This is a genomic window from Helicobacter pylori, from assembly GCF_015904775.1.
In the GTDB taxonomy this organism is placed as follows: domain Bacteria; phylum Campylobacterota; class Campylobacteria; order Campylobacterales; family Helicobacteraceae; genus Helicobacter; species Helicobacter pylori_DM.
Genome location: NZ_JADZNC010000018.1, coordinates 11,418 through 30,179, shown reverse-complemented (window position 1 = coordinate 30,179; position 18,762 = coordinate 11,418). Strand labels below are relative to the sequence as shown.

The following is an 18,762-nucleotide window of genomic DNA, read 5'->3' as shown; positions in this document are numbered from 1 at the left end:
ATTGATGTTTAAAGCCTTATTTTTATAGTTTGAAGTTTTATCTTATAGTGAAAATCATAAGAGGGTGGGATTATTTTTGATTTTTTAACGCCCTGTATTTTAGAGTTTTAAACGCTCAAGGATTTGGGTTTTAATTTCTTTCGGATCTAATTGAACAAGTTGTTGGCGTTCAAAATTGCGTGCTTGAAAATCAATGCAATGCAATAACTCAAAAATAATAGAATCGTTTTCATAGGGGGCAACTAGGTGCATGCCAGAATAATGGAATTGAGTGCAAGAAAGTGCAATAAATGCGAATAGGGGATTTTCATTATGTGGGTTGAGTTTGATAAGACTTCCAAAAGCAATTGGTTTTATACTTTTGTTTTCATCAGATTGGCTTTGTAAAATAACTTGTTCTAAAAAATGATTGATGAGCAGCGCTCTATGCGCTGATGCGGGTCTAGGGATAGAGGCCTTTTGTAATGCTGATGCAAGACTTCTTCCCATTGTATTGTTCTCTAAAACTTGCACCTTTGGGACAACTTGCAACTGATCAATCATTATCTCAATTGCTTCATTTATAATGTAGTTTTTATGCGAAGGGTATTTTTTACCTTGTTTAAAGCCCTATTTTACTGAACTTATTGGATAAAACATGCTTAAGTTAAATTGATCTCATTCTATTATAAAATATAAAAAATCAAATCTTAAAGGAAAATCATGCAAGAAAATCAAACCCGTCCTTTTATATGCCCCAAGTGTCAAGAGCCAATTAATGTGAATGAAGCGCTATACAAACAGATTGAGCTAGAAAATCAAAATAAGTTTTTAGCCCAACAAAAAGAGTTTGAAAAAGAAGTGAATGAAAAAAGAGCGCAGTATCTAAGCGATTTCAAAAATTTAGAGCAAAAAGAAGAGGCCTTAAAAGAGCGAGCAAAAGAGCAACAGGCCAAATTTGATGATGCGGTCAAACAAGCGAGCGCTTTAGCCTTGCAAGATGAAAGGGCTAAAATCATTGAAGAAGCCAGAAAAAACGCTTTTTTAGAGCAGCAAAAGGGCTTGGAATTGTTGCAAAAAGAATTAGATGAGAAGTCCAAACAAGTCCAGGAATTGCACCAAAAAGAAGCGGAAATTGAAAGGCTCAAAAGAGAAAATAACGAAGCAGAGAGTCGCTTGAAAGCGGAAAATGAAAAAAAATTGAATGAAAAATTGGATCTGGAAAGGGAAAAAATAGAAAAAGCCTTGCATGAAAAAAATGAATTGAAATTCAAGCAGCAAGAAGAGCAATTAGAAATGTTAAGAAACGAGTTGAAAAACGCTCAAAGAAAGGCGGAGTTAAGCTCGCAGCAATTCCAGGGCGAGGTGCAAGAATTAGCGATTGAAGAGTTTTTGAGGCAAAAATTCCCCCTAGATAGTATTGAAGAGATTAAAAAAGGGCAAAGAGGGGGCGATTGCATTCAAGTGGTGCATACTAGGGAATTTCAAAATTGCGGGAAAATTTATTATGAGAGCAAGCGCACTAAAGAATTCCAAAAAGCTTGGGTGGAAAAACTTAAAAGCGACATGCGAGAGATTGGGGCTGATGTGGGGGTCATTGTGAGTGAAGCGCTGCCTAAAGAGATGGAGAGGATGGGGTTATTTGAAGGGGTGTGGGTGTGTTCGTTTGAAGAGTTTAAGGGGTTGAGCGCGGTGTTAAGAGAGGGGGTTATTCAAGTGAGTTTGGCTAAAAAAAGTCAGGAAAATAAGGGTGATAAAGTGGATTTGCTCTATCATTATTTGACAAGCTCTGAATTTTCTATGCAAGTGAATGCGATTATAGAGGGGTTTGAGCAATTGAGAGCGGATTTAGAAAGCGAAAAACGCGCGATGGCTAGGATTTGGAAAAGCAGGGAAAAACAAATTGACAAAGTGTTTGAGGGCACGATTAACATGTATGGCTCTATCAAGGGCATTGCGGGTAATGCGATTGGGCAAGTGAAAGCGCTAGAGCTTGGGTATGATGGGGAGGATTTAGAAGATTAGTTTTTGTGGTGTGCTTTGAGATGATATTGTGAATTAGGAGTGAATGTGAATAGTAAGGGCGATAAAGACAAACAACAGCAGAATATAAGCAGTGGGATTTCTCTAATCTCATTAAAAAAGGTGGCAACTTTTGATGAAAATGGGGCGAGTTTTGAATATTTAAATTCTATCAACTTTATTTATGGGGCTAATGGGAGCGGTAAGACAACCACTTCTAGTTTTTTAAAAAATCTAGCTGAAAATGGGATTGAAGACAAGTTTGCTAATAGCAAAATAGCATGGTGTAACAATGAGAGTTTAAAGATTGAAGTTTATAACAAGCAATTTAAAGAAGAGCAATTTAGAAACTCTCAAGTTAAAGGCATTTTTACGCTCGGTAAAAAAACAAACGAGAATTTAGAAAAAATTGAAAGCAAGAAAGAATTAATAAGCAAAGAGAATGAAAAGAAAATAAAGAATAAAGAAAGCTTGAAAAAAATCACACAAGACAAGGAAAAGGAAGAAAAGGATTTTGCTGACAGGTGTTGGAAAAACCTTTATAAGAAAAATGAAGAGGATTTTAAAGAAACGCTAGAAGGTTTTAAGCGTAAAGGGAAGTTTAAAGAAAAAATTCTTAAAGAATTTGAAAACGATAAACACAATCAAAGCGAAATAGTAGGGCTAGAAGAATTAAAAGAAAAAATTGGGATCGTTTTTAGTGAAAACCAAACAGAATTGGCACTATTGGAATGCAATTTAACAGATTTTGATTCTATTGAAAACCATTCTATTTGGGAACAAAAAATTGTAGGGAGTGGTGGTGTAGCCATTGCAGATTTAATAAAAAAATTAAGCAATGAAGATTGGGTAGCTTGGGGTAGAGAATATATAAAAGAAAATAGTATATGCCCTTTCTGTCAAAAAGAAACCATTACCGAAGAATTTAAAAAACAACTAGAATCTTATTTTGATACAAATTATCAAGAATCTATTGAAACGATCAAAAAAATGAAAGAGGACTACACAAACAAAACCGCTGAGGTGTTGGAGCGACTTGATGAGATTGTTGAAACAGAACAGAAGAATCAACAAACCAAATTAAACACAGAGATTTTTAAAAGAATTATTGAAACCTTGAAGAACAAAATCAATGGGAATCAACAAAAGATGCTTGATAAGGGTAAAGAAATGAGCAGAAGTTTTAAGCTAGAAAGCACCAAAAATGAGATAAAAGAAATTAGAGATCTAATTGACACGGCTAACCAGCAAATAGCCAATCATAATGAGATAATAAAAGACACTAAAAACCAGAAAAAGAATTGCGTGGAACAAACTTGGAAATTTCTAGTCAATGAATTTAAAAGTGATATACAAGAATATGATAAAAAGTATTGCGGTTTGGAGAAAGGAATAAACAATTTAGAGAAAGCAATTAGTGAAAATCAAGAAGAGGTAAAGAAATTAGAAAATGAAATTAAGGAATTAGAAAAAAACATGGTAAGCATAAAGCCCATTGTCAATAAAATCAATACGCTTTTAAAAGGGTATGGATTCACGAATTTTGGTTTGGCATGCACTGAAGATGAAAAATTTTATCGTATTCAAAGAGAAGATGGTCAATTAGTAGGAGAAACACTGAGCGAAGGTGAAGTTACTTTCATCACTTTCTTATACTATTATCATTTAGCAAAAGGCTCTTTAAAAGAGAACGATATATCAAAAAATAAGGTTTTAGTGATTGATGACCCCATTTCAAGTTTGGATAGCAATATATTGTTTATAGTGAGTGCTTTAGTTAAAGATCTTATGAAAGAAACCATGAAAGAAAAAACAAACATTAAGCAAATTATTATACTAACCCACAACACATATTTTTACAAGGAAATTACATTAGAATATGATTTAAAACGCTATCAAAGGAAATATTCTTTTTGGATAATTAAAAAGGATAATAATGTTTCAAAAATTAAAGGCTATAAAGAAAATCCCATTAAAAATTCTTATGAATTGCTATGGCAAGAAGTAAAACAAGCAAAAGAAAATAATGCTTCTTGGGTATCTTTACAAAATATTATGCGAAGAATTATTGAATATTACTTTAGGATTTTAGGCGGTTTTAAACATAATGATAGCTTGAATGAATGTTTTGAAAATATTGAAGAAAAACGAGTGTGCAATTCTTTCATTTCATGGTTTAATGATGGCTCTCATGGGATTTCAGATGATTTGTTTGTGCAAAGTCAAGATACAAGTATTGAAACATATTTAAAAGTTTTTGAAAAAATATTTAAAGAAACCAGTCATGAAGCTCATTATAGAATGATGATGAGAATAAAGTAATTGAATTAAAAACAAGGAATAACATGCGAATCGTATTTATGGGAACGCCTGGTTTTGCTGAAGTGATCTTAAGGGCGTTGGTTGAAAATAAAAATAACCATATTGAAGTGGTGGGGCTATTCACTCAAATGGACAAACCTTTTGGGCGCAAAAAAGAATTGAAAGCCCCAGAGACTAAAACATACATTTTAGAAAATCATTTAAATATCCCCATTTTCCAGCCGCAAAGTTTGAAAGAGCCTGAAGTTCAAATTTTAAAAGGTTTGAAGCCTGATTTTATCGTGGTGGTGGCTTATGGTAAGATTTTGCCTAAAGAGGTTTTAACCATCGCTCCTTGCATCAATGTGCATGCGTCGTTATTGCCTAAATACAGGGGGGCTTCGCCCATTCATGAGATGATACTCAATGACGATAAGATCTATGGCATAAGCACCATGCTTATGGATGTGGAGTTGGATAGCGGGGATATTTTAGAAAGCGCTTCTTTTTTAAGAGAAGATTATTTGGATTTAGACGCTTTAAGTTTAAAATTAGCGCATATGGGGGCGACTCTGCTTCTTTCAACGCTCAAAAATTTTCATTCCATCACAAGAAAGCCTCAAGATCACACGCAGGCTACTTTTTGTAAAAAAATCACCAAAGCCGATGGTTTAGTGGGTTTTAAAGACGCTAAAAATTTGTTTTTAAAATCGCTTGCGTTTAAATCTTGGCCAGAAATCTTTTTAGAAAACAGCCTTAAACTTTTAGAAGTGGAGTTGGTGGAGAATGAAAAGAGCCACAAGGAAGGCGAGATTTTAGAAATTGATGAAAAAGGCGTTCTTGTGGGTTGTTTGAAGGGTAGCGTGCGTATAGCAAGGTTGCAAGCGGTGGGCAAAAAGCCTTTGAAAGCGAAAGATTATTTGAATGGCAAGCGTTTGAAAATAGGCGGTATTTTGGCATGAGAAAAAGCATGAGAAAATGTGAAAAAAGGGTTTTTGATAGCCTGCCTTCCACGCAAACCTATCTTTTAGAAAAACTCAAAAATAACGAACTCAAAGCCCCTATTTTGATCGTGGCTAAAAACCAAAGCGCTGGGATAGGCAGTAGGGGGAATATTTGGGAGAGCACAAAAAGTGCTTTGACTTTTTCGCTCGCTTTAAGCGCAAGCGATTTGCCTAAAGATTTACCCGTGCAAGCGAACGCTTTGTATTTGGGGTTTTTATTCAAAGAGGTTTTAAAAGAATTAGGCTCTCAAACATGGCTTAAATGGCCTAACGACTTGTATTTAGGGAGTCAAAAAATAGGGGGCGTGCTGGTTAATGTTTATAAAGGCATGCGGGTGTGCGGCATTGGCGTGAATAGGGTTTCAAAGAAATGGGCATGTTTAGATATTGGCGCGAGCGACGATTGGATTATAGAGGGCTTTTTAAAAAAAATAGAAGAAAATCTTTTTTGGGGGGAAGTTTTAAGTAAGTATGCGTTAGAATTTCACAGAAGCAACTCTTTTAGCTTCCATAATGATTGGGGCGAAGCGGTGAGTTTGAAAGATGCGGAATTGTTAGAAGACGGCCGCATTTGTATTAAAGGTAAGATTTATGATAGGATGTGAGTATGATGAGTGAAATCATTGCAGTGGCTAATCAAAAAGGAGGTGTGGGCAAAACGACAACAGCGGTCAATTTGGCGGCTTCTTTGGCGGTGCATGAAAAAAAAATCTTGTTGATTGATTTTGACCCTCAAGCCAACGCCACTTCAAGCTTGGGTTTTAGGCGCGATAAAATTGATTATGATATTTATCATGTGCTGATTGGCCGTAAGCAAATTTCTCAAGTGATCTTAAAAACCCAAATGCCTTTTTTGGATCTAGTGCCTTCTAATTTGGGTTTGGCTGGGTTTGAAAAAACCTTTTATGACAGCCAAGATGAGAACAAACGAGGCGAGCTCATGCTCAAAAACGCCTTAGAGAGCGTGGTGGGGCTTTATGATTATATTATTATTGATTCCCCGCCAGCTCTAGGGCCTCTCACGATCAATTCGCTTTCAGCAGCCCATTCGGTGATCATTCCTATCCAATGCGAATTTTTTGCCCTTGAAGGCACTAAATTATTGCTTAACACCATTAGAATGCTGCAAAAAAGCACGAACCCTAAGCTCAAAATCAGAGGTTTTTTACCCACTATGCATGTCCCTCAGCTCAATTTGACAAAAGGGGTTTTAGCGGAATTGTTCAAGTATTTTGACTCAGAGTTTTTTAGAGATTCAGCTACAGGAGAGTATATTATGATCCCTAAAAGCGTGAAACTAGCGGAATCGCCTAGTTTTGGTAAGCCCATCTTGCTCTATGATATTAAATCTAATGGCAGTATCGCTTATCAAAAATTAGCTCAAAGTATTCTTCAAGGGTAGCATATGGCAAAAAATAAAGTGTTGGGTAGGGGTTTAGCGGATATTTTCCCTGAGATCAATGAAGTGTATGAGCAAGGGCTGTATGAAAGAGCGAATCGGGTTGTGGAGCTTGGTATTGATGAGGTGATGCCTAATCCTTACCAGCCCAGAAAAATCTTTAGCGAAGATTCTTTAGAAGAATTAGCGCAATCCATTAAAGAACATGGTTTGTTGCAACCGGTTTTAGTGGTGAGTGAGAACGGGCGTTACCATTTGATCGCTGGTGAAAGGCGCTTAAGAGCGAGCAAATTGGCTAAAATGCCTACGATTAAAGCGATTGTTGTGGATATTGAGCAAGAAAAAATGCGTGAAGTGGCGTTGATTGAAAATATCCAGCGAGAAGATTTAAACCCTTTGGAGTTAGCTAGATCTTATAAGGAATTGCTTGAAAGCTATCAAATGACCCAAGAAGAGCTGTCTAAAATCGTTAAAAAATCCCGAGCCCATGTGGCTAATATCATGCGTTTATTGACGCTCTCTTCTAAGGTTCAAAACGCTCTTTTAGAAGAAAAAATCACTTCAGGGCATGCAAAAGTTTTGGTGGGTTTGGATGAAGAAAAACAAGAATTGATTTTAAATTCCATCATAGGGCAGAAACTCAGCGTGCGTCAGACAGAAGATTTAGCGCGTGATTTTAAAATAAACGCAAATTTTGACAATAAAAAACATGGTTTCAAAGAAACCCAAACGCTCATCGCTGAAGATGAATTAGAACGCTTTAATCAAAGTTTGTGGGATCGTTACAAGCTTAAAGCGGCTTTAAAAGGGAATAAAATCATTTTACGATGTTATGAAAATTCTCTTTTAGAGGCTTTTATGAAAAAAATGATGTCTTAACGCTTGAATATCCTCAAATTTTAAGCGATTTTTTGTTAAGATAGAGTTAATGTTTTTATAACAAATGCGAGTTTCAAATATTTTGTAGGATTTTAGGAAAGAAATAGGTTATGAATATATCGGTTAACCCCTATTTAATGGCGGTCGTTTTTGTGGTGTTTGTGTTATTGCTGTGGGCGATGAATGTTTGGGTGTATAGGCCTTTGTTGGCTTTTATGGATAACAGACAGGCAGAGATAAAGGATAGCTTGGCTAAAATCAAAACGGATAACACCCAAAGCGTGGAGATCCGCCATCAAATTGAGACTCTTCTTAAAGAAGCGGCTGAAAAGCGTAGGGAAATGATAGCAGAAGCGATTCAAAAAGCTGCAGAGTCCTATGACGCTGTGATCAAGCAAAAAGAGAACGAACTCAATCAAGAGTTTGAAGCGTTTGCAAAGCAATTACAAAATGAAAAGCAAGCACTAAAAGAGCAGTTGCAAGTGCAAATGCCGGTATTTGAAGACGAGTTAAACAAGCGTGTGGCTATGGGTTTAGGGAGTTGATGAATGTTTGTAGTTAAAATGGTGTTAGGGTTTTTGATCCTTTTAAGCCCTTTGTGCGCTACTGGATTGGATATTTCACAAACAGATATTATAGAGCGTTCTTTAAATTTCCTTTTATTTGCGGGGATTTTGTGGTATTTTTTGGCTAAAAAACTGCGTTCATTTTTACGCTCCAAAAGCCTTGAAATTTCCAAACGCTTAGAAGAAATTCAAGCCCAACTTAAAGTGAGTAAAGAAAATAAGAAAAAACTCCTTAAAGAATTAGAGCAAGCCAAAGAAAAAGCTGAATTAATTATTTCTGATGCGAATAAAGAAGCTTACACGATCACGCAAAAATACGAATTGCAAACCAAAATGGATGTGGAAAATTTGATCAAAAATTCTAAGGCGTTGATGGATTTAGAAGTTAAAAAGATCAAAAGAGAGCTGGTTGAAAGCGTTTTTAAAGATCTAAGAGAGAGCAAAAAAGTCTCTTTCAATGCGCAAGATTGCGTGAATATTTTGAAACAAAGGCTTTAAATGCAAGATTTAAAAGTGATCTCTAAGCATTATGCTAAGGCGTTGAAAAACCACACTAAAGGCGATTTAGCGTTATTGGAAGAAATTGTTGTGGGGCTTAAAAATGCAGCAGAAGCCATAAAATTGCACAAACTCAACCAGGTGTTAGCTCATGTTTCTTTAAAAGTTAAAAAAGAGGTTGTGTTTGAAATCTTAGAAAAAATAACTTCCACAAAAGCATGTTCAGTTTTAAAGCCTGTAATGGAAGTGGTGTTAAAAAATAACCGGCTTGATGTGTTGGAATTGATCACTGAAGAGCTGTCCTTTGATTCTAAAAGGACTTTAGAAGCCACGCTTTTAGTCCCAGAAAAGCTTGAAAATAATGAACTAGAAGCCGTGCAGCAAAAATTGCAAGCGCGTTTTAACGCTCCTGTAGAAATCGCTCAAGACACTTGGTCTAAAAAAGGGGTTTCTTTGAGCGTTTCAAGCCTGGATTTAGAAATAGGCTTTTCTAAAGAAGAGATTTTAAAGAAAATAGAAAAACAGGTTATTCAATCTATTTAATCAATCTAAGGAGATAAAGATAATGTCCCAACTAAAATTGGAAGAAATCAGCTCGGTTATTGAAGAAAAAATCAAGAATTTTGAACTTGATTGCGATATGGCTGAAGTAGGAAAAGTCGTTTCATACGCTGATGGTGTGGCTAAGGTTTATGGCTTAAATGGTGTGATGTCGTATGAAGTGCTGGAGTTTGAAACAGGGGATAAAGGCGTTGCGGCTAACTTAGAAGAAGATAGCGTTGGTGTGATTGTGTTTGGTTTTGGCAATAATATTAAAGAGGGGACTAGCGTTAAACGCACGAAGAGTTTGATGAAAGTTCCTGTTGGCGATGCGGTTGTGGGGCGCGTGTTGAACGCTTTGGGTGAGCCTATTGATGGCAAGGGCGAGATAGAAACGAATGAGTTTAGCCTAATAGAGCAAAAAGCCCCGGGCATTATGGACAGGAAATCGGTGCATGAGCCTTTACAAACTGGCATTAAAGCCATTGATGCGTTGGTGCCTATTGGGCGCGGGCAAAGGGAATTGATTATTGGGGATAAACAAACCGGTAAAACCACCGTAGCGATCGATGCGATCATTAACCAAAAAGGGCAAAATGTGATCTGTATCTATGTGGCTATTGGGCAAAAAGAATCCACTGTCGCGCAAGTGGTCCGCAAATTAGAAGAATATGGGGCGATGGAATACAGCATCGTGATCAACGCTTCGGCTTCAGATTCAGCTGCAATGCAATATTTAGCCCCTTATTCAGGTGTGGCTATGGGGGAATACTTTAGAGATCATGGCCGCCATGCCCTAATCGTTTATGATGATTTGAGTAAGCATGCTGTCGCTTACAGAGAGATTTCTTTGATTTTGAGAAGACCCCCAGGCAGGGAGGCTTTTCCTGGAGATGTGTTTTATATCCACTCACGGCTTTTAGAAAGAGCGGCTAAACTTTGCGATGAAAAGGGTGCCGGCTCTTTGACCGCGCTCCCTATTGTGGAAACTCAAGCGGGCGATGTTTCAGCTTATATCCCTACGAATATCATTTCTATTACAGACGGGCAAATTTTCTTAGAAACGGATTTGTTTTATTCAGGGATCCGCCCGGCTATTAATGTGGGCTTGTCGGTTTCAAGGGTTGGAGGGGCCGCTCAAATCAAAGCGACCAAGCAGGTTTCAGGGACTTTGCGCCTGGATTTAGCGCAATACAGAGAGTTGCAAGCCTTCACGCAATTCGCTTCTGATTTAGATGAAGCGAGTAAAAAGCAATTAGAAAGGGGGCAACGCATGGTGGAAGTGCTGAAACAAGCCCCTTATTCGCCCTTGCCTATTGAAAAGCAAGTGGTCATTATTTATGCTGGGGCTAAGGGCTTTTTAGATAGCGTGAGCGTGAAAAAAGTCGTGGATTTTGAAGAGCAACTGCACCCTTTCTTGGAAGCAAAATACCCTCAAGTTTTAGAAGAGATCCACACTAAAAAAGTGCTAGATAAGGATTTGGAAGCCATGCTAAGAAAAGTCTTAGAGGAATTTAAGCTCACTTATAGCGAGTAGGAGACGGCTAGAATATGGCGAATTTAAGAGACATTAGAAAGAAAATTGGAAGCGTTAAAAACACGCAAAAAATCACGCATGCGATGAAACTCGTTTCCACTTCCAAGCTAAGAAAAGCTGAAGAAGTTGCAAGAAATTCCAGAGCGTATGCATTGAAGCTAGACGCTGTGTTTGATGATGTGTTATCCAAGATGAAAAATCAAGGGATTGAAGACATTCAAAGCAAGTATTTTAGGGAACTGGAAAGACTTGAAATCAAAAAAGTGGATATTATTTTCATCACAGCCGATAAGGGGCTTTGTGGGGGCTTTAACACCAATACCATTAAAAAGGTTTTAGCATGCACGAATGAATACAAAGCTAAAGACATTAAGGTGCGTTTGCGAGGTATTGGTAAAAAGGGTAATGAGTATTTTAGCTTTAATGGGATAGAGGTTTTAGACAAGATCAATAATTTAAGCTCTATGCCTAATTATGAACGCGCGCAAGAGTTTATGAAAAAAGTGGTAGAAGACTATTTGAGTGGGAAAACCGATAAGGTGATTATCATTCATAATGGCTTTAAAAACATGATCAGTCAAGAAATAAGAGTGAAAACGATTCTGCCTATTGGGTATAAAATCATCCACCAAAACCCCCAGCCTAGTGAGACGCAAGAGACCATTACTAGTGAGCCAAGCGGGAGCGAAGATGAAATTTTAGACTCTTTAGCAGAAAAATATGTAGAGTATAGTTTATACTATGCTTTGATTGATTCTTTAGCTGCAGAGCATAGCGCTAGAATGCAGGCTATGGATACAGCGACAAATAACGCTAAAGATTTGGTTAAAACTTTAACCATTTCTTATAATAAAGCCAGACAAGAGGCGATTACGACCGAGCTAGTGGAAATCAATGCGGGCGTAGAAGCCCTAAAATAAAAATTACATTAAAATAAGGAGCGATGAAAGCGATGGAAGGCAAAATCATTCAGGTTTTAGGCCCGGTGGTAGATGTGGAGTTTGAATCCTATCTGCCGGCGATTTTTGAAGCGTTAGACATTAATTTTGAAGTCAATGGTGTTCAAAAGTCTTTAGTTTTAGAGGTGGCAGCCCATTTGGGCGGTAATCGGGTGCGAGCGATTGCTATGGATATGACAGAAGGCTTGGTGCGTAACCAGGCAGTCAAAGCTCGCGGCAAAATGATTGAAGTGCCTGTGGGCGAAGAAGTGTTAGGGCGTATTTTTAATGTTGTGGGCGAGAGCATTGACAATTTAGAGCCGCTTAAGCCGTCCTTAACTTGGCCCATTCACAGAAAAGCCCCTAGTTTTGAGCAGCAAAGCACTAAAACAGAAATGTTTGAAACCGGTATTAAAGTCATTGACTTGCTCGCACCTTATTCTAAGGGCGGTAAAGTAGGCTTGTTTGGCGGGGCTGGCGTAGGGAAAACGGTGATCATTATGGAGCTTATCCACAATGTGGCTTATAAGCATAACGGGTATTCGGTGTTTGCAGGTGTGGGGGAGCGCACCAGAGAAGGGAACGATCTGTATTTTGAGATGAAAGAAGGGGGCGTTTTAGACAAAGTCGCGCTGTGCTATGGGCAAATGAATGAGCCACCAGGCGCAAGGAATCGCATCGCATTCACCGGCTTGACGATGGCGGAGTATTTTCGTGATGAAAAGGGCTTAGATGTGTTGATGTTCATTGACAACATCTTTAGATACGCTCAAAGCGGTGCGGAAATGAGTGCGCTATTAGGCCGTATCCCTTCAGCGGTGGGGTATCAGCCCACGCTAGCCGGGGAAATGGGGAAACTTCAAGAGCGTATCGCTTCCACTAAAAATGGCTCTATCACTTCCGTTCAAGCGGTATATGTGCCGGCCGATGACTTAACTGACCCAGCTCCTGCTTCGGTGTTTGCGCACTTAGATGCGACTACGGTATTGAACAGAAAGATCGCTGAAAAAGGGATTTATCCTGCAGTTGATCCTTTGGATTCCACTTCAAGGATTTTAAGTCCTCAAATGATCGGCGAGAAGCACTATGAAATCGCCACCGGTATCCAGCAAGTTTTGCAAAAATACAAGGATTTGCAAGATATTATTGCGATTTTGGGATTGGACGAATTGAGCGAAGAGGATAAAAAAACGGTTGAAAGGGCCAGAAAAATTGAGAAGTTTTTATCCCAGCCGTTCTTTGTGGCTGAAGTGTTTACGGGAAGTCCCGGTAAATACGTGACTCTCCAAGAGACTTTAGAGGGCTTTGGAGGGATTTTAGAAGGTAAATACGATCATATTCCTGAAAACGCGTTTTACATGGTGGGTAGCATTCAAGAGGTTTTAGAAAAAGCTAAAAACATGAAAAATTCCTAAGGGTTTTGTGATGGCTTTGTTGAAAATTAGTGTGGTAGTTCCTGAGGGGGAAGTTTATACAGGAGAGGTTAAAAGCGTTGTGTTGCCAGGAGTTGAAGGGGAATTTGGGGTGCTTTATGGGCATAGCAACATGATCACCTTGCTTCAAGCGGGAGTGATTGAGATTGAAACCGAAAACCAAAAAGAACACATTGCGATCAATTGGGGCTATGCGGAAGTTACTAATGAACGGGTGGATATTTTAGCCGATGGAGCGGTCTTTATTAAAAAAGGATCAGATGATAGAGATGATGCTATCTCTAGGGCTAAAAAGCTTTTAGAGGACGCAAGCTCTGACAGGTTAGCGGTCTCTAGCGTGCTGGCTAAGATTGAGTCTCTTTAAGGGGGATAATCATGTTGGATTCAATCGTTTATTTTTTCAATAAGAGCGGGTTTGTTACCACGCTTGTTTTAGTTTGGATTTCGCTCTATTTGGTGATGACTTTATGGGTCTTTTTGTATAAAAGCATTGTGTTAAAGATTGAACTCAGGCGCGAGATGCAATCTTTGTCTAACATTCTTAATGGAGCGCAAGACGCTCCAGAGCATTTTATGTTTAATAAAAAAAGAAATGATGAAACCAAAAGGTATTCTAATGAATTGTTGCAGGCTTGGAAACATCAAGTTCTTAAACAAAGCACGACAGGTTTAGTGGTATTAAGCATTATCTCTTCTACAGCCCCCTTTATTGGTTTGTTTGGGACGGTGGTTGAAATTTTAGAAGCGTTTAACAATTTGGGCACGTTAGGTCAAGCTTCTTTTGGGGTGATTGCACCCATTATTTCTAAGGCTCTTATCGCCACCGCTGCAGGTATTTTAGCGGCCATTCCAGCCTATTCTTTTTACTTGATTTTAAAACGCAAGGTGTATGATTTATCGGTTTATGTGCAGATGCAAGTGGATATTTTGTCTTCTAAAAAATAAAGCTTTAAGGGGATTTTATAAATATCTTAAATAGGGAGTTAGAAGGTTTTTATGAATTATGATAACTATTGGGATGAAGACAAGCCAGAACTCAATATCACGCCTTTAGTGGATGTGATGCTTGTTTTATTGGCTATTCTTATGGTAACGACGCCCACTCTCACTTATAAAGAAGAGATTGCTTTGCCTTCTGGTTCAAAAACTGCTAGAGCCACTCAAGATAAAATGATAGAGATCCGCATGGATAAAGACGCAAAAATCTATATAGATAGTCAAACCTATGAATACAACTCTTTCCCGGATACTTTCAACTTGCTTTCTAAGAAATACGATAAAGATACTAGGGTTAGTATCCGCGCGGACAAACGATTGACTTATGACAAAGTGATTTATTTGTTAAAAACGATTAAAGAAGCGGGTTTTTTAAAAGTTTCTTTAATCACAAGTCCTTAAAAAGTAGGGCTAATTTGCATGAGTAAGAGCGCGATCTTTGTTGTTTCTGGCTTTTTAGCGTTCTTGCTCTATGCTTTGTTATTATATGGTTTGTTGCTAGAAAAGCACAATAAAGAAGCGGAGAAAATCCTTTTAGATTTGGGCAAAAAAAACGAACAAGTCATTGATTTGAATTTAGAAGATTTGCCAAGCGATGAAAAAAAAGATGAAAAAATCGCTGAAAAAGCAGAAGAAAAAAAAGATGAAAAAGTAGTTGAAAAAAATGCAACTGATAAGGAGGGCGATTTTATTGATCCTAAAGAGCAAGAAGAAAGCCTTGAAAATATTTTTTCTTCACTCAATGATTTTCAAGAAAAGACAGACACAAACGCCCAAAAAGAAGAGCAAAAAAATGAGCAAGAAGAAGAGCAAAGGCGTTTAAGAGAGCAACAACGCTTGAAACAAAACCAAGAAAACCAAGAGATGTTGAAAGGTTTGCAACAAAATTTGAATCAATTCACGCAAAAATTAGAAAGCGTTAAAAACAAAACTTTAGATTTGCAAATCCCTAAACAAGATGGGGTTGATGAAAAGGCTTATCAAGAGTGGTACGCTCAAATCTATCAGATTTTATATAAAGGTTGGAAAGGGGTTTTTTACCACAAGGCTTCAGTGAGCGCGCTGATTATGATCACTAAAGATGGGGAGTTTGATTATACCATTCTTAGCTACTCTGATTTTAAGGATTATAACAAGAGTGTGATGACTCTTTTAAATGATTTAAAGAAAGTGGATTTCCCCCCATACCCGGGAGGAAACATGATTTCTATTCAAGTTAATTTCACCACTAAGGAAGAACAATGAGGTATTTATGGCTTTTTTTAATACACACTATAGGGCTTTTTGCAACAGATAAAACACTAGATATTATTAAAACCATTCAAAAACTTCCTAAGATTGAAGTGCGCTACTCTATAGATAACGATGCCAATTACGCTTTAAAATTGCATGAAGTCTTGGCGAATGATTTAAAGACTAGCCAGCATTTTGATGTTTCTCAAAGCAAGGATCAAGGCGCTATCAATTACGCAGAACTCAAAGATAAAAAAGTCCATCTTGTAGCGCTGGTGAGCGTGGCGGTAGAAAACGGCAATAAAATTTCACGATTAAAACTTTATGATGTGGATACAGGAACGCTCAAAAAGACTTTTGACTACCCCATTGTAAGTTTAGATCTATACCCTTTTGCAGCGCACAACATGGCCATTGTGGTGAACAATTATTTAAAAGCCCCTTCTATCGCTTGGATGAAGCGCCTTATTGTTTTTTCTAAATACATTGGACCAGGAATCACAAACATCGCCTTAGCCGATTATACGATGCGTTATCAAAAAGAAATCATCAAAAACAACCGACTCAATATCTTCCCTAAATGGGCGAACGCTGAGCAAACGGAGTTTTATTACACGCAGTATGGCGAAAGAACGCCCATGATTTTAAAATACAACATTCAAAAAGCCACTCATGAGAATATCGCTAGCTCTCAAGGAATGGCTGTGGTCTCTAGCGTGAGTTCTGATGGCTCTAAAATTTTAATGTCTTTAGCCCCTGATGGCCAACCGGATGTGTATTTGTATGACACGCATAAAAAAACTAAAACTAAAATAACGCGCTATCCTGGGATAGATGTTTCAGGAGTGTTTTTAGAAGATGACAAGTCTATGGCTTTTGTTTCGGATAGATCCGGTTATCCTAACATCTACATGAAGAAATTGGGGTTAAAAGAAAGTGCGGAGCAACTCCTTTATGAAGGAAGAAGCAATGAATCCATTGACGCTTATAAAGATAGTATTGTGTATGTGAGCCGAGAAAACCTTAATGAATTTGGCAAAACGGTGTTTAATTTGAATCTGATCACTCTAAACAGCAAATATATCCGCAGGCTTACCGTGAATGGCTCTAACCAGATGCCTCGTTTTTCTACGGATGGGAGAAATATCATGTATATCAAAAAGACGCCTCAAGAATACGCCATGGGGCTTATTTTGCTAGATTATAATCAGAGTTTTTTATTCCCTTTAAAGAATGTGAAAATACAAGCCTTTGATTGGTAAGGTTAAATTAAGCGAATGTGAGTTAATATTTACACTTATTAAAATTTGATTCTTGGAGAATTTATAATGAAGAGATCTTCTGTATTTAGTTTCTTGGTAGCTTTTTTATTGGTAGCTGGCTGTAGTCATAAAATGGATAATAAGACTGTGGCTGGCGATGTGAGTGCTAAAACGGTTCAGACTGTACCTGTTACTACAGAACCAGCTCCAGAGAAAGAAGAGCCTAAACAAGAGCCAGCTCCAGTGGTTGAAGAAAAGCCGGCTATTGAGAGTGGGACTATCATCGCTTCTATTTATTTTGATTTTGACAAGTATGAGATCAAAGAATCCGATCAAGAGACTTTAGATGAGATCGTGCAGAAAGCTAAAGAAAACCACATGCAAGTGCTTTTGGAAGGCAATACCGATGAATTTGGCTCTAGCGAATACAACCAAGCGCTTGGCGTTAAAAGGACTTTGAGCGTGAAAAACGCTTTAGCCATTAAAGGGGTAGAAAAAGATATGATCAAAACCATCAGTTTTGGTGAAACCAAACCCAAATGCACCCAAAAAACTAGAGAATGTTACAAAGAAAACAGAAGAGTGGATGTCAAATTAGTGAAGTAATTCTAGGATGAAAAGGCTTTTTTTTATCCCTTTTGTCGCTCCCTTTTTTCTCAATGGGGAGCCTTCAGCGTTTGATTTACAAAGCGGAGCCACCAAAAAAGAACTCAAGCAGTTGCAAATCAATAGTAAGAATTTTTCTAATATTTTGACCAAAATCCATTCGCAAGTAGAGGCTAACACTCAAGCTCAAGAGGGTTTGAGAAGCGTTTATGAGGGGCAGGCTAATAAGATTAAAGATCTCAATAGCGCTATCCTTTCCCAAGAAGAATCCTTGCGAGCCTTAAAAGCTTCGCAAGAAGTGCAGGCTAACACATTAAAGCAACAATCGCAAACTTTGGAGGATTTGAGGAATGAGATTCGCACTAACCAGCAAGCTATCCAGCAGTTAGACAAGCAAAATAAAGAGATGAGTGAATTATTGACCAAGTTAAGCCAGGATTTGGTTTCACAAATCGCCTTGATCCAAAAAGCGCTCAAAGAACAAGAGGAAAAAGCTGAAAAGCCACTCAAATCAAGCGTTCCGGCCAATAAAAACCCCTCTTTAAAAGCCGAAGCCCCAAAAAATCAAGAGAAAAAAACCCAAGAAAAGGCGAAAGTGGAGTTTGATAAAGATCTGTCCAAGCAAAAAGAGATCTTTCAAGAAGCCCTGTCTTTTTTTAGAAACAAATCCTATGCAGAAGCTAAAGAGCGTTTGTTGTGGTTAGAAGCCAATAGTTACAGACTTTATTATGTGCGTTATGTTCTTGGAGAAGTGGCTTATGGAGAAAAGAGATACAGAGAAGCGATCAAGTATTACAAAGAGAGCGCTCTTTTAAATAAAAAAGCGTCTTACATGCCTGTGCTTTTGTGGCATACGGCATGGTCGTTTAAAAAAATCAAAGACGATCAAAACTATTATAAATTTTTAAACACTTTGCAGCACTTGTATCCTTCAAGCGAACAAGCTAAAATGGCGCAAAAAATCTTAGAAAACAAGGAGAAACACCACCATGCAAAACCATGATTTAGAATCAATCAAACAAGCCGCTTTGATTGAATATGAAGTGAGAGAACAAGGCTCTAGCGAAGTGCTAGACAGCAATATTTCTAAAGAGCCTTTAGAGTTTATTATAGGCGCTAATCAGATCATAGCAGGGTTAGAAAAGGCGGTATTAAAGGCTCAAATTGGCGAGTGGGAAGAGATTGTCATCGTCCCAGAGGAAGCTTATGGGGTTTATGAAGGCAGCTATTTGCAAGAAGTCCCTAGAGAGCAATTTGAAGGCATTGAACTAGAAAAAGGCATGAGCGTTTTTGGGCAAACTGAAGACAACCAAACCATTCAAGCCACTATCAAAGACTTTAGCAACACGCATGTGATGGTGGATTATAACCACCCGTTAGCCGGGAAAACTTTAGCGTTTCGTTTCAAGGTTTTAGGTTTTAGGGAAGTGAGCGAAGAAGAAATTTTAGCTTCACACCATGGCGGTGGGACAGGTTGCTGTGGCAGTCATGGGGGTCATGGCGGAAAGAAAGGTGGGGGTTGTGGTTGCTCATGCTCGCATGGGTAGTAGGGTATAGGAGTATTTAAAA

21 protein-coding genes are annotated in these 18,762 nt (G+C 38.1%); 20 read left to right on the top strand and 1 reads right to left on the bottom strand.

The window, feature by feature from the left end; genetic code table 11:
- Positions 1-99: 99 nt before the first annotated feature.
- Positions 100-543: a hypothetical protein gene (locus tag I6852_RS07425; protein ID WP_197291990.1), complete on the bottom strand. Its 444-nt coding sequence runs from the start codon at positions 541-543 to the stop codon at positions 100-102.
- A gap of 159 nt (positions 544-702) precedes the next feature.
- Between I6852_RS07425 and I6852_RS07420 the strand changes: the two genes are divergently transcribed.
- The 20 genes from I6852_RS07420 to I6852_RS07325 all read left to right on the top strand — a co-directional run bounded on the left by I6852_RS07420 (position 703) and on the right by I6852_RS07325 (position 18,740).
- On the top strand, positions 703-2,004 hold the full coding sequence (locus tag I6852_RS07420; RefSeq protein ID WP_197291991.1) for a DUF2130 domain-containing protein: 1,302 nt from the start codon (positions 703-705) through the stop codon (positions 2,002-2,004).
- 45 nt (positions 2,005-2,049) lie between these two features.
- On the top strand, positions 2,050-4,323 hold the full coding sequence (locus I6852_RS07415) for an ATP-binding protein (RefSeq protein ID WP_197291992.1): 2,274 nt from the start codon (positions 2,050-2,052) through the stop codon (positions 4,321-4,323).
- A gap of 23 nt (positions 4,324-4,346) precedes the next feature.
- Positions 4,347-5,264, top strand: a complete 918-nt coding sequence (gene fmt / locus I6852_RS07410; RefSeq protein ID WP_197291993.1) for a methionyl-tRNA formyltransferase — start codon at positions 4,347-4,349, stop codon at positions 5,262-5,264.
- A gap of 8 nt (positions 5,265-5,272) precedes the next feature.
- Positions 5,273-5,911, top strand: a complete 639-nt coding sequence (locus I6852_RS07405) for a biotin--[acetyl-CoA-carboxylase] ligase (RefSeq protein WP_197292005.1) — start codon at positions 5,273-5,275, stop codon at positions 5,909-5,911.
- Between the two features lie 5 nt (positions 5,912-5,916).
- Positions 5,917-6,708 carry a chromosome partitioning ATPase Soj gene (soj, locus tag I6852_RS07400; protein ID WP_001873120.1) on the top strand — a complete coding sequence of 264 codons (792 nt, stop codon included), beginning with the start codon at positions 5,917-5,919 and terminating at the stop codon, positions 6,706-6,708.
- Positions 6,709-6,711: 3 nt separating this feature from the next.
- Positions 6,712-7,584, top strand: a complete 873-nt coding sequence (locus I6852_RS07395; protein ID WP_108507112.1) for a ParB/RepB/Spo0J family partition protein — start codon at positions 6,712-6,714, stop codon at positions 7,582-7,584.
- 110 nt (positions 7,585-7,694) lie between these two features.
- Positions 7,695-8,129 carry a FoF1 ATP synthase subunit B' gene (locus tag I6852_RS07390; RefSeq protein WP_180427281.1) on the top strand — a complete coding sequence of 145 codons (435 nt, stop codon included), beginning with the start codon at positions 7,695-7,697 and terminating at the stop codon, positions 8,127-8,129.
- Between the two features lie 3 nt (positions 8,130-8,132).
- A complete protein-coding gene (locus tag I6852_RS07385) occupies positions 8,133-8,648 on the top strand; it encodes a F0F1 ATP synthase subunit B (RefSeq protein ID WP_000498432.1) in 516 nt (171 codons plus the stop codon).
- Positions 8,649-9,191, top strand: a complete 543-nt coding sequence (locus I6852_RS07380; protein ID WP_197291994.1) for a F0F1 ATP synthase subunit delta — start codon at positions 8,649-8,651, stop codon at positions 9,189-9,191.
- A gap of 22 nt (positions 9,192-9,213) precedes the next feature.
- Positions 9,214-10,725: a F0F1 ATP synthase subunit alpha gene (atpA, locus tag I6852_RS07375; protein ID WP_197291995.1), complete on the top strand. Its 1,512-nt coding sequence runs from the start codon at positions 9,214-9,216 to the stop codon at positions 10,723-10,725.
- A 14-nt stretch (positions 10,726-10,739) separates the two neighbouring features.
- Positions 10,740-11,645 (top strand): ATP synthase F1 subunit gamma, encoded by a 906-nt coding sequence (atpG, locus tag I6852_RS07370; protein WP_000002159.1) that lies wholly within the window; start codon positions 10,740-10,742, stop codon positions 11,643-11,645.
- A 32-nt stretch (positions 11,646-11,677) separates the two neighbouring features.
- Complete coding sequence (gene atpD / locus I6852_RS07365; protein WP_001861912.1) at positions 11,678-13,078, top strand: F0F1 ATP synthase subunit beta; 1,401 nt, start codon at positions 11,678-11,680, stop codon at positions 13,076-13,078.
- 10 nt (positions 13,079-13,088) lie between these two features.
- Positions 13,089-13,460, top strand: a complete 372-nt coding sequence (gene atpC / locus I6852_RS07360; RefSeq protein ID WP_001196325.1) for an ATP synthase F1 subunit epsilon — start codon at positions 13,089-13,091, stop codon at positions 13,458-13,460.
- Positions 13,461-13,471: 11 nt separating this feature from the next.
- Positions 13,472-14,041: a MotA/TolQ/ExbB proton channel family protein gene (locus I6852_RS07355; RefSeq protein ID WP_128058246.1), complete on the top strand. Its 570-nt coding sequence runs from the start codon at positions 13,472-13,474 to the stop codon at positions 14,039-14,041.
- Positions 14,042-14,092: 51 nt separating this feature from the next.
- Complete coding sequence (locus tag I6852_RS07350; protein ID WP_001105106.1) at positions 14,093-14,494, top strand: ExbD/TolR family protein; 402 nt, start codon at positions 14,093-14,095, stop codon at positions 14,492-14,494.
- Positions 14,495-14,512: 18 nt separating this feature from the next.
- The gene (locus I6852_RS07345) at positions 14,513-15,337 is read left to right on the top strand and encodes an energy transducer TonB (protein WP_197291996.1); all 825 of its coding nucleotides are present in this window, start codon (positions 14,513-14,515) and stop codon (positions 15,335-15,337) included.
- Positions 15,334-16,587 carry a Tol-Pal system protein TolB gene (gene tolB, locus I6852_RS07340; RefSeq protein WP_197291997.1) on the top strand — a complete coding sequence of 418 codons (1,254 nt, stop codon included), beginning with the start codon at positions 15,334-15,336 and terminating at the stop codon, positions 16,585-16,587. Before I6852_RS07345 ends, tolB begins: the two co-directional genes overlap by 4 nt.
- Positions 16,588-16,653: 66 nt before the next feature.
- Entirely contained in the window at positions 16,654-17,193 is a 540-nt protein-coding gene (locus I6852_RS07335; protein ID WP_197291998.1) for an outer membrane protein Omp18, read from the top strand.
- A gap of 7 nt (positions 17,194-17,200) precedes the next feature.
- Positions 17,201-18,196, top strand: a complete 996-nt coding sequence (locus I6852_RS07330; RefSeq protein WP_197291999.1) for a tol-pal system YbgF family protein — start codon at positions 17,201-17,203, stop codon at positions 18,194-18,196.
- A complete protein-coding gene (locus I6852_RS07325) occupies positions 18,183-18,740 on the top strand; it encodes an FKBP-type peptidyl-prolyl cis-trans isomerase (RefSeq protein ID WP_197292000.1) in 558 nt (185 codons plus the stop codon). Before I6852_RS07330 ends, I6852_RS07325 begins: the two co-directional genes overlap by 14 nt.
- The last annotated feature ends 22 nt before the right edge of the window (positions 18,741-18,762 follow it).

What these genes read in the sequence shown, in the direction of transcription:
- atpD (WP_001861912.1), top strand. Translation starts at nt 11,678, where the DNA reads ATGGAAGGCAAAATCATTCAGGTTTTAGGCCCGGTGGTAGATGTGGAG.
- soj (WP_001873120.1), top strand. Translation starts at nt 5,917, where the DNA reads ATGAGTGAAATCATTGCAGTGGCTAATCAAAAAGGAGGTGTGGGCAAA.
- I6852_RS07330 (WP_197291999.1), top strand. Translation starts at nt 17,201, where the DNA reads ATGAAAAGGCTTTTTTTTATCCCTTTTGTCGCTCCCTTTTTTCTCAAT.
- I6852_RS07425 (WP_197291990.1), bottom strand. Translation starts at nt 543, where the DNA reads ATGATTGATCAGTTGCAAGTTGTCCCAAAGGTGCAAGTTTTAGAGAAC.
- I6852_RS07395 (WP_108507112.1), top strand. Translation starts at nt 6,712, where the DNA reads ATGGCAAAAAATAAAGTGTTGGGTAGGGGTTTAGCGGATATTTTCCCT.
- I6852_RS07345 (WP_197291996.1), top strand. Translation starts at nt 14,513, where the DNA reads ATGAGTAAGAGCGCGATCTTTGTTGTTTCTGGCTTTTTAGCGTTCTTG.
- I6852_RS07355 (WP_128058246.1), top strand. Translation starts at nt 13,472, where the DNA reads ATGTTGGATTCAATCGTTTATTTTTTCAATAAGAGCGGGTTTGTTACC.
- tolB (WP_197291997.1), top strand. Translation starts at nt 15,334, where the DNA reads ATGAGGTATTTATGGCTTTTTTTAATACACACTATAGGGCTTTTTGCA.
- I6852_RS07390 (WP_180427281.1), top strand. Translation starts at nt 7,695, where the DNA reads ATGAATATATCGGTTAACCCCTATTTAATGGCGGTCGTTTTTGTGGTG.
- I6852_RS07350 (WP_001105106.1), top strand. Translation starts at nt 14,093, where the DNA reads ATGAATTATGATAACTATTGGGATGAAGACAAGCCAGAACTCAATATC.
- fmt (WP_197291993.1), top strand. Translation starts at nt 4,347, where the DNA reads ATGCGAATCGTATTTATGGGAACGCCTGGTTTTGCTGAAGTGATCTTA.
- atpG (WP_000002159.1), top strand. Translation starts at nt 10,740, where the DNA reads ATGGCGAATTTAAGAGACATTAGAAAGAAAATTGGAAGCGTTAAAAAC.
- I6852_RS07325 (WP_197292000.1), top strand. Translation starts at nt 18,183, where the DNA reads ATGCAAAACCATGATTTAGAATCAATCAAACAAGCCGCTTTGATTGAA.
- I6852_RS07420 (WP_197291991.1), top strand. Translation starts at nt 703, where the DNA reads ATGCAAGAAAATCAAACCCGTCCTTTTATATGCCCCAAGTGTCAAGAG.
- I6852_RS07335 (WP_197291998.1), top strand. Translation starts at nt 16,654, where the DNA reads ATGAAGAGATCTTCTGTATTTAGTTTCTTGGTAGCTTTTTTATTGGTA.
- I6852_RS07405 (WP_197292005.1), top strand. Translation starts at nt 5,273, where the DNA reads ATGAGAAAATGTGAAAAAAGGGTTTTTGATAGCCTGCCTTCCACGCAA.
- atpA (WP_197291995.1), top strand. Translation starts at nt 9,214, where the DNA reads ATGTCCCAACTAAAATTGGAAGAAATCAGCTCGGTTATTGAAGAAAAA.
- atpC (WP_001196325.1), top strand. Translation starts at nt 13,089, where the DNA reads ATGGCTTTGTTGAAAATTAGTGTGGTAGTTCCTGAGGGGGAAGTTTAT.
- I6852_RS07385 (WP_000498432.1), top strand. Translation starts at nt 8,133, where the DNA reads ATGTTTGTAGTTAAAATGGTGTTAGGGTTTTTGATCCTTTTAAGCCCT.
- I6852_RS07380 (WP_197291994.1), top strand. Translation starts at nt 8,649, where the DNA reads ATGCAAGATTTAAAAGTGATCTCTAAGCATTATGCTAAGGCGTTGAAA.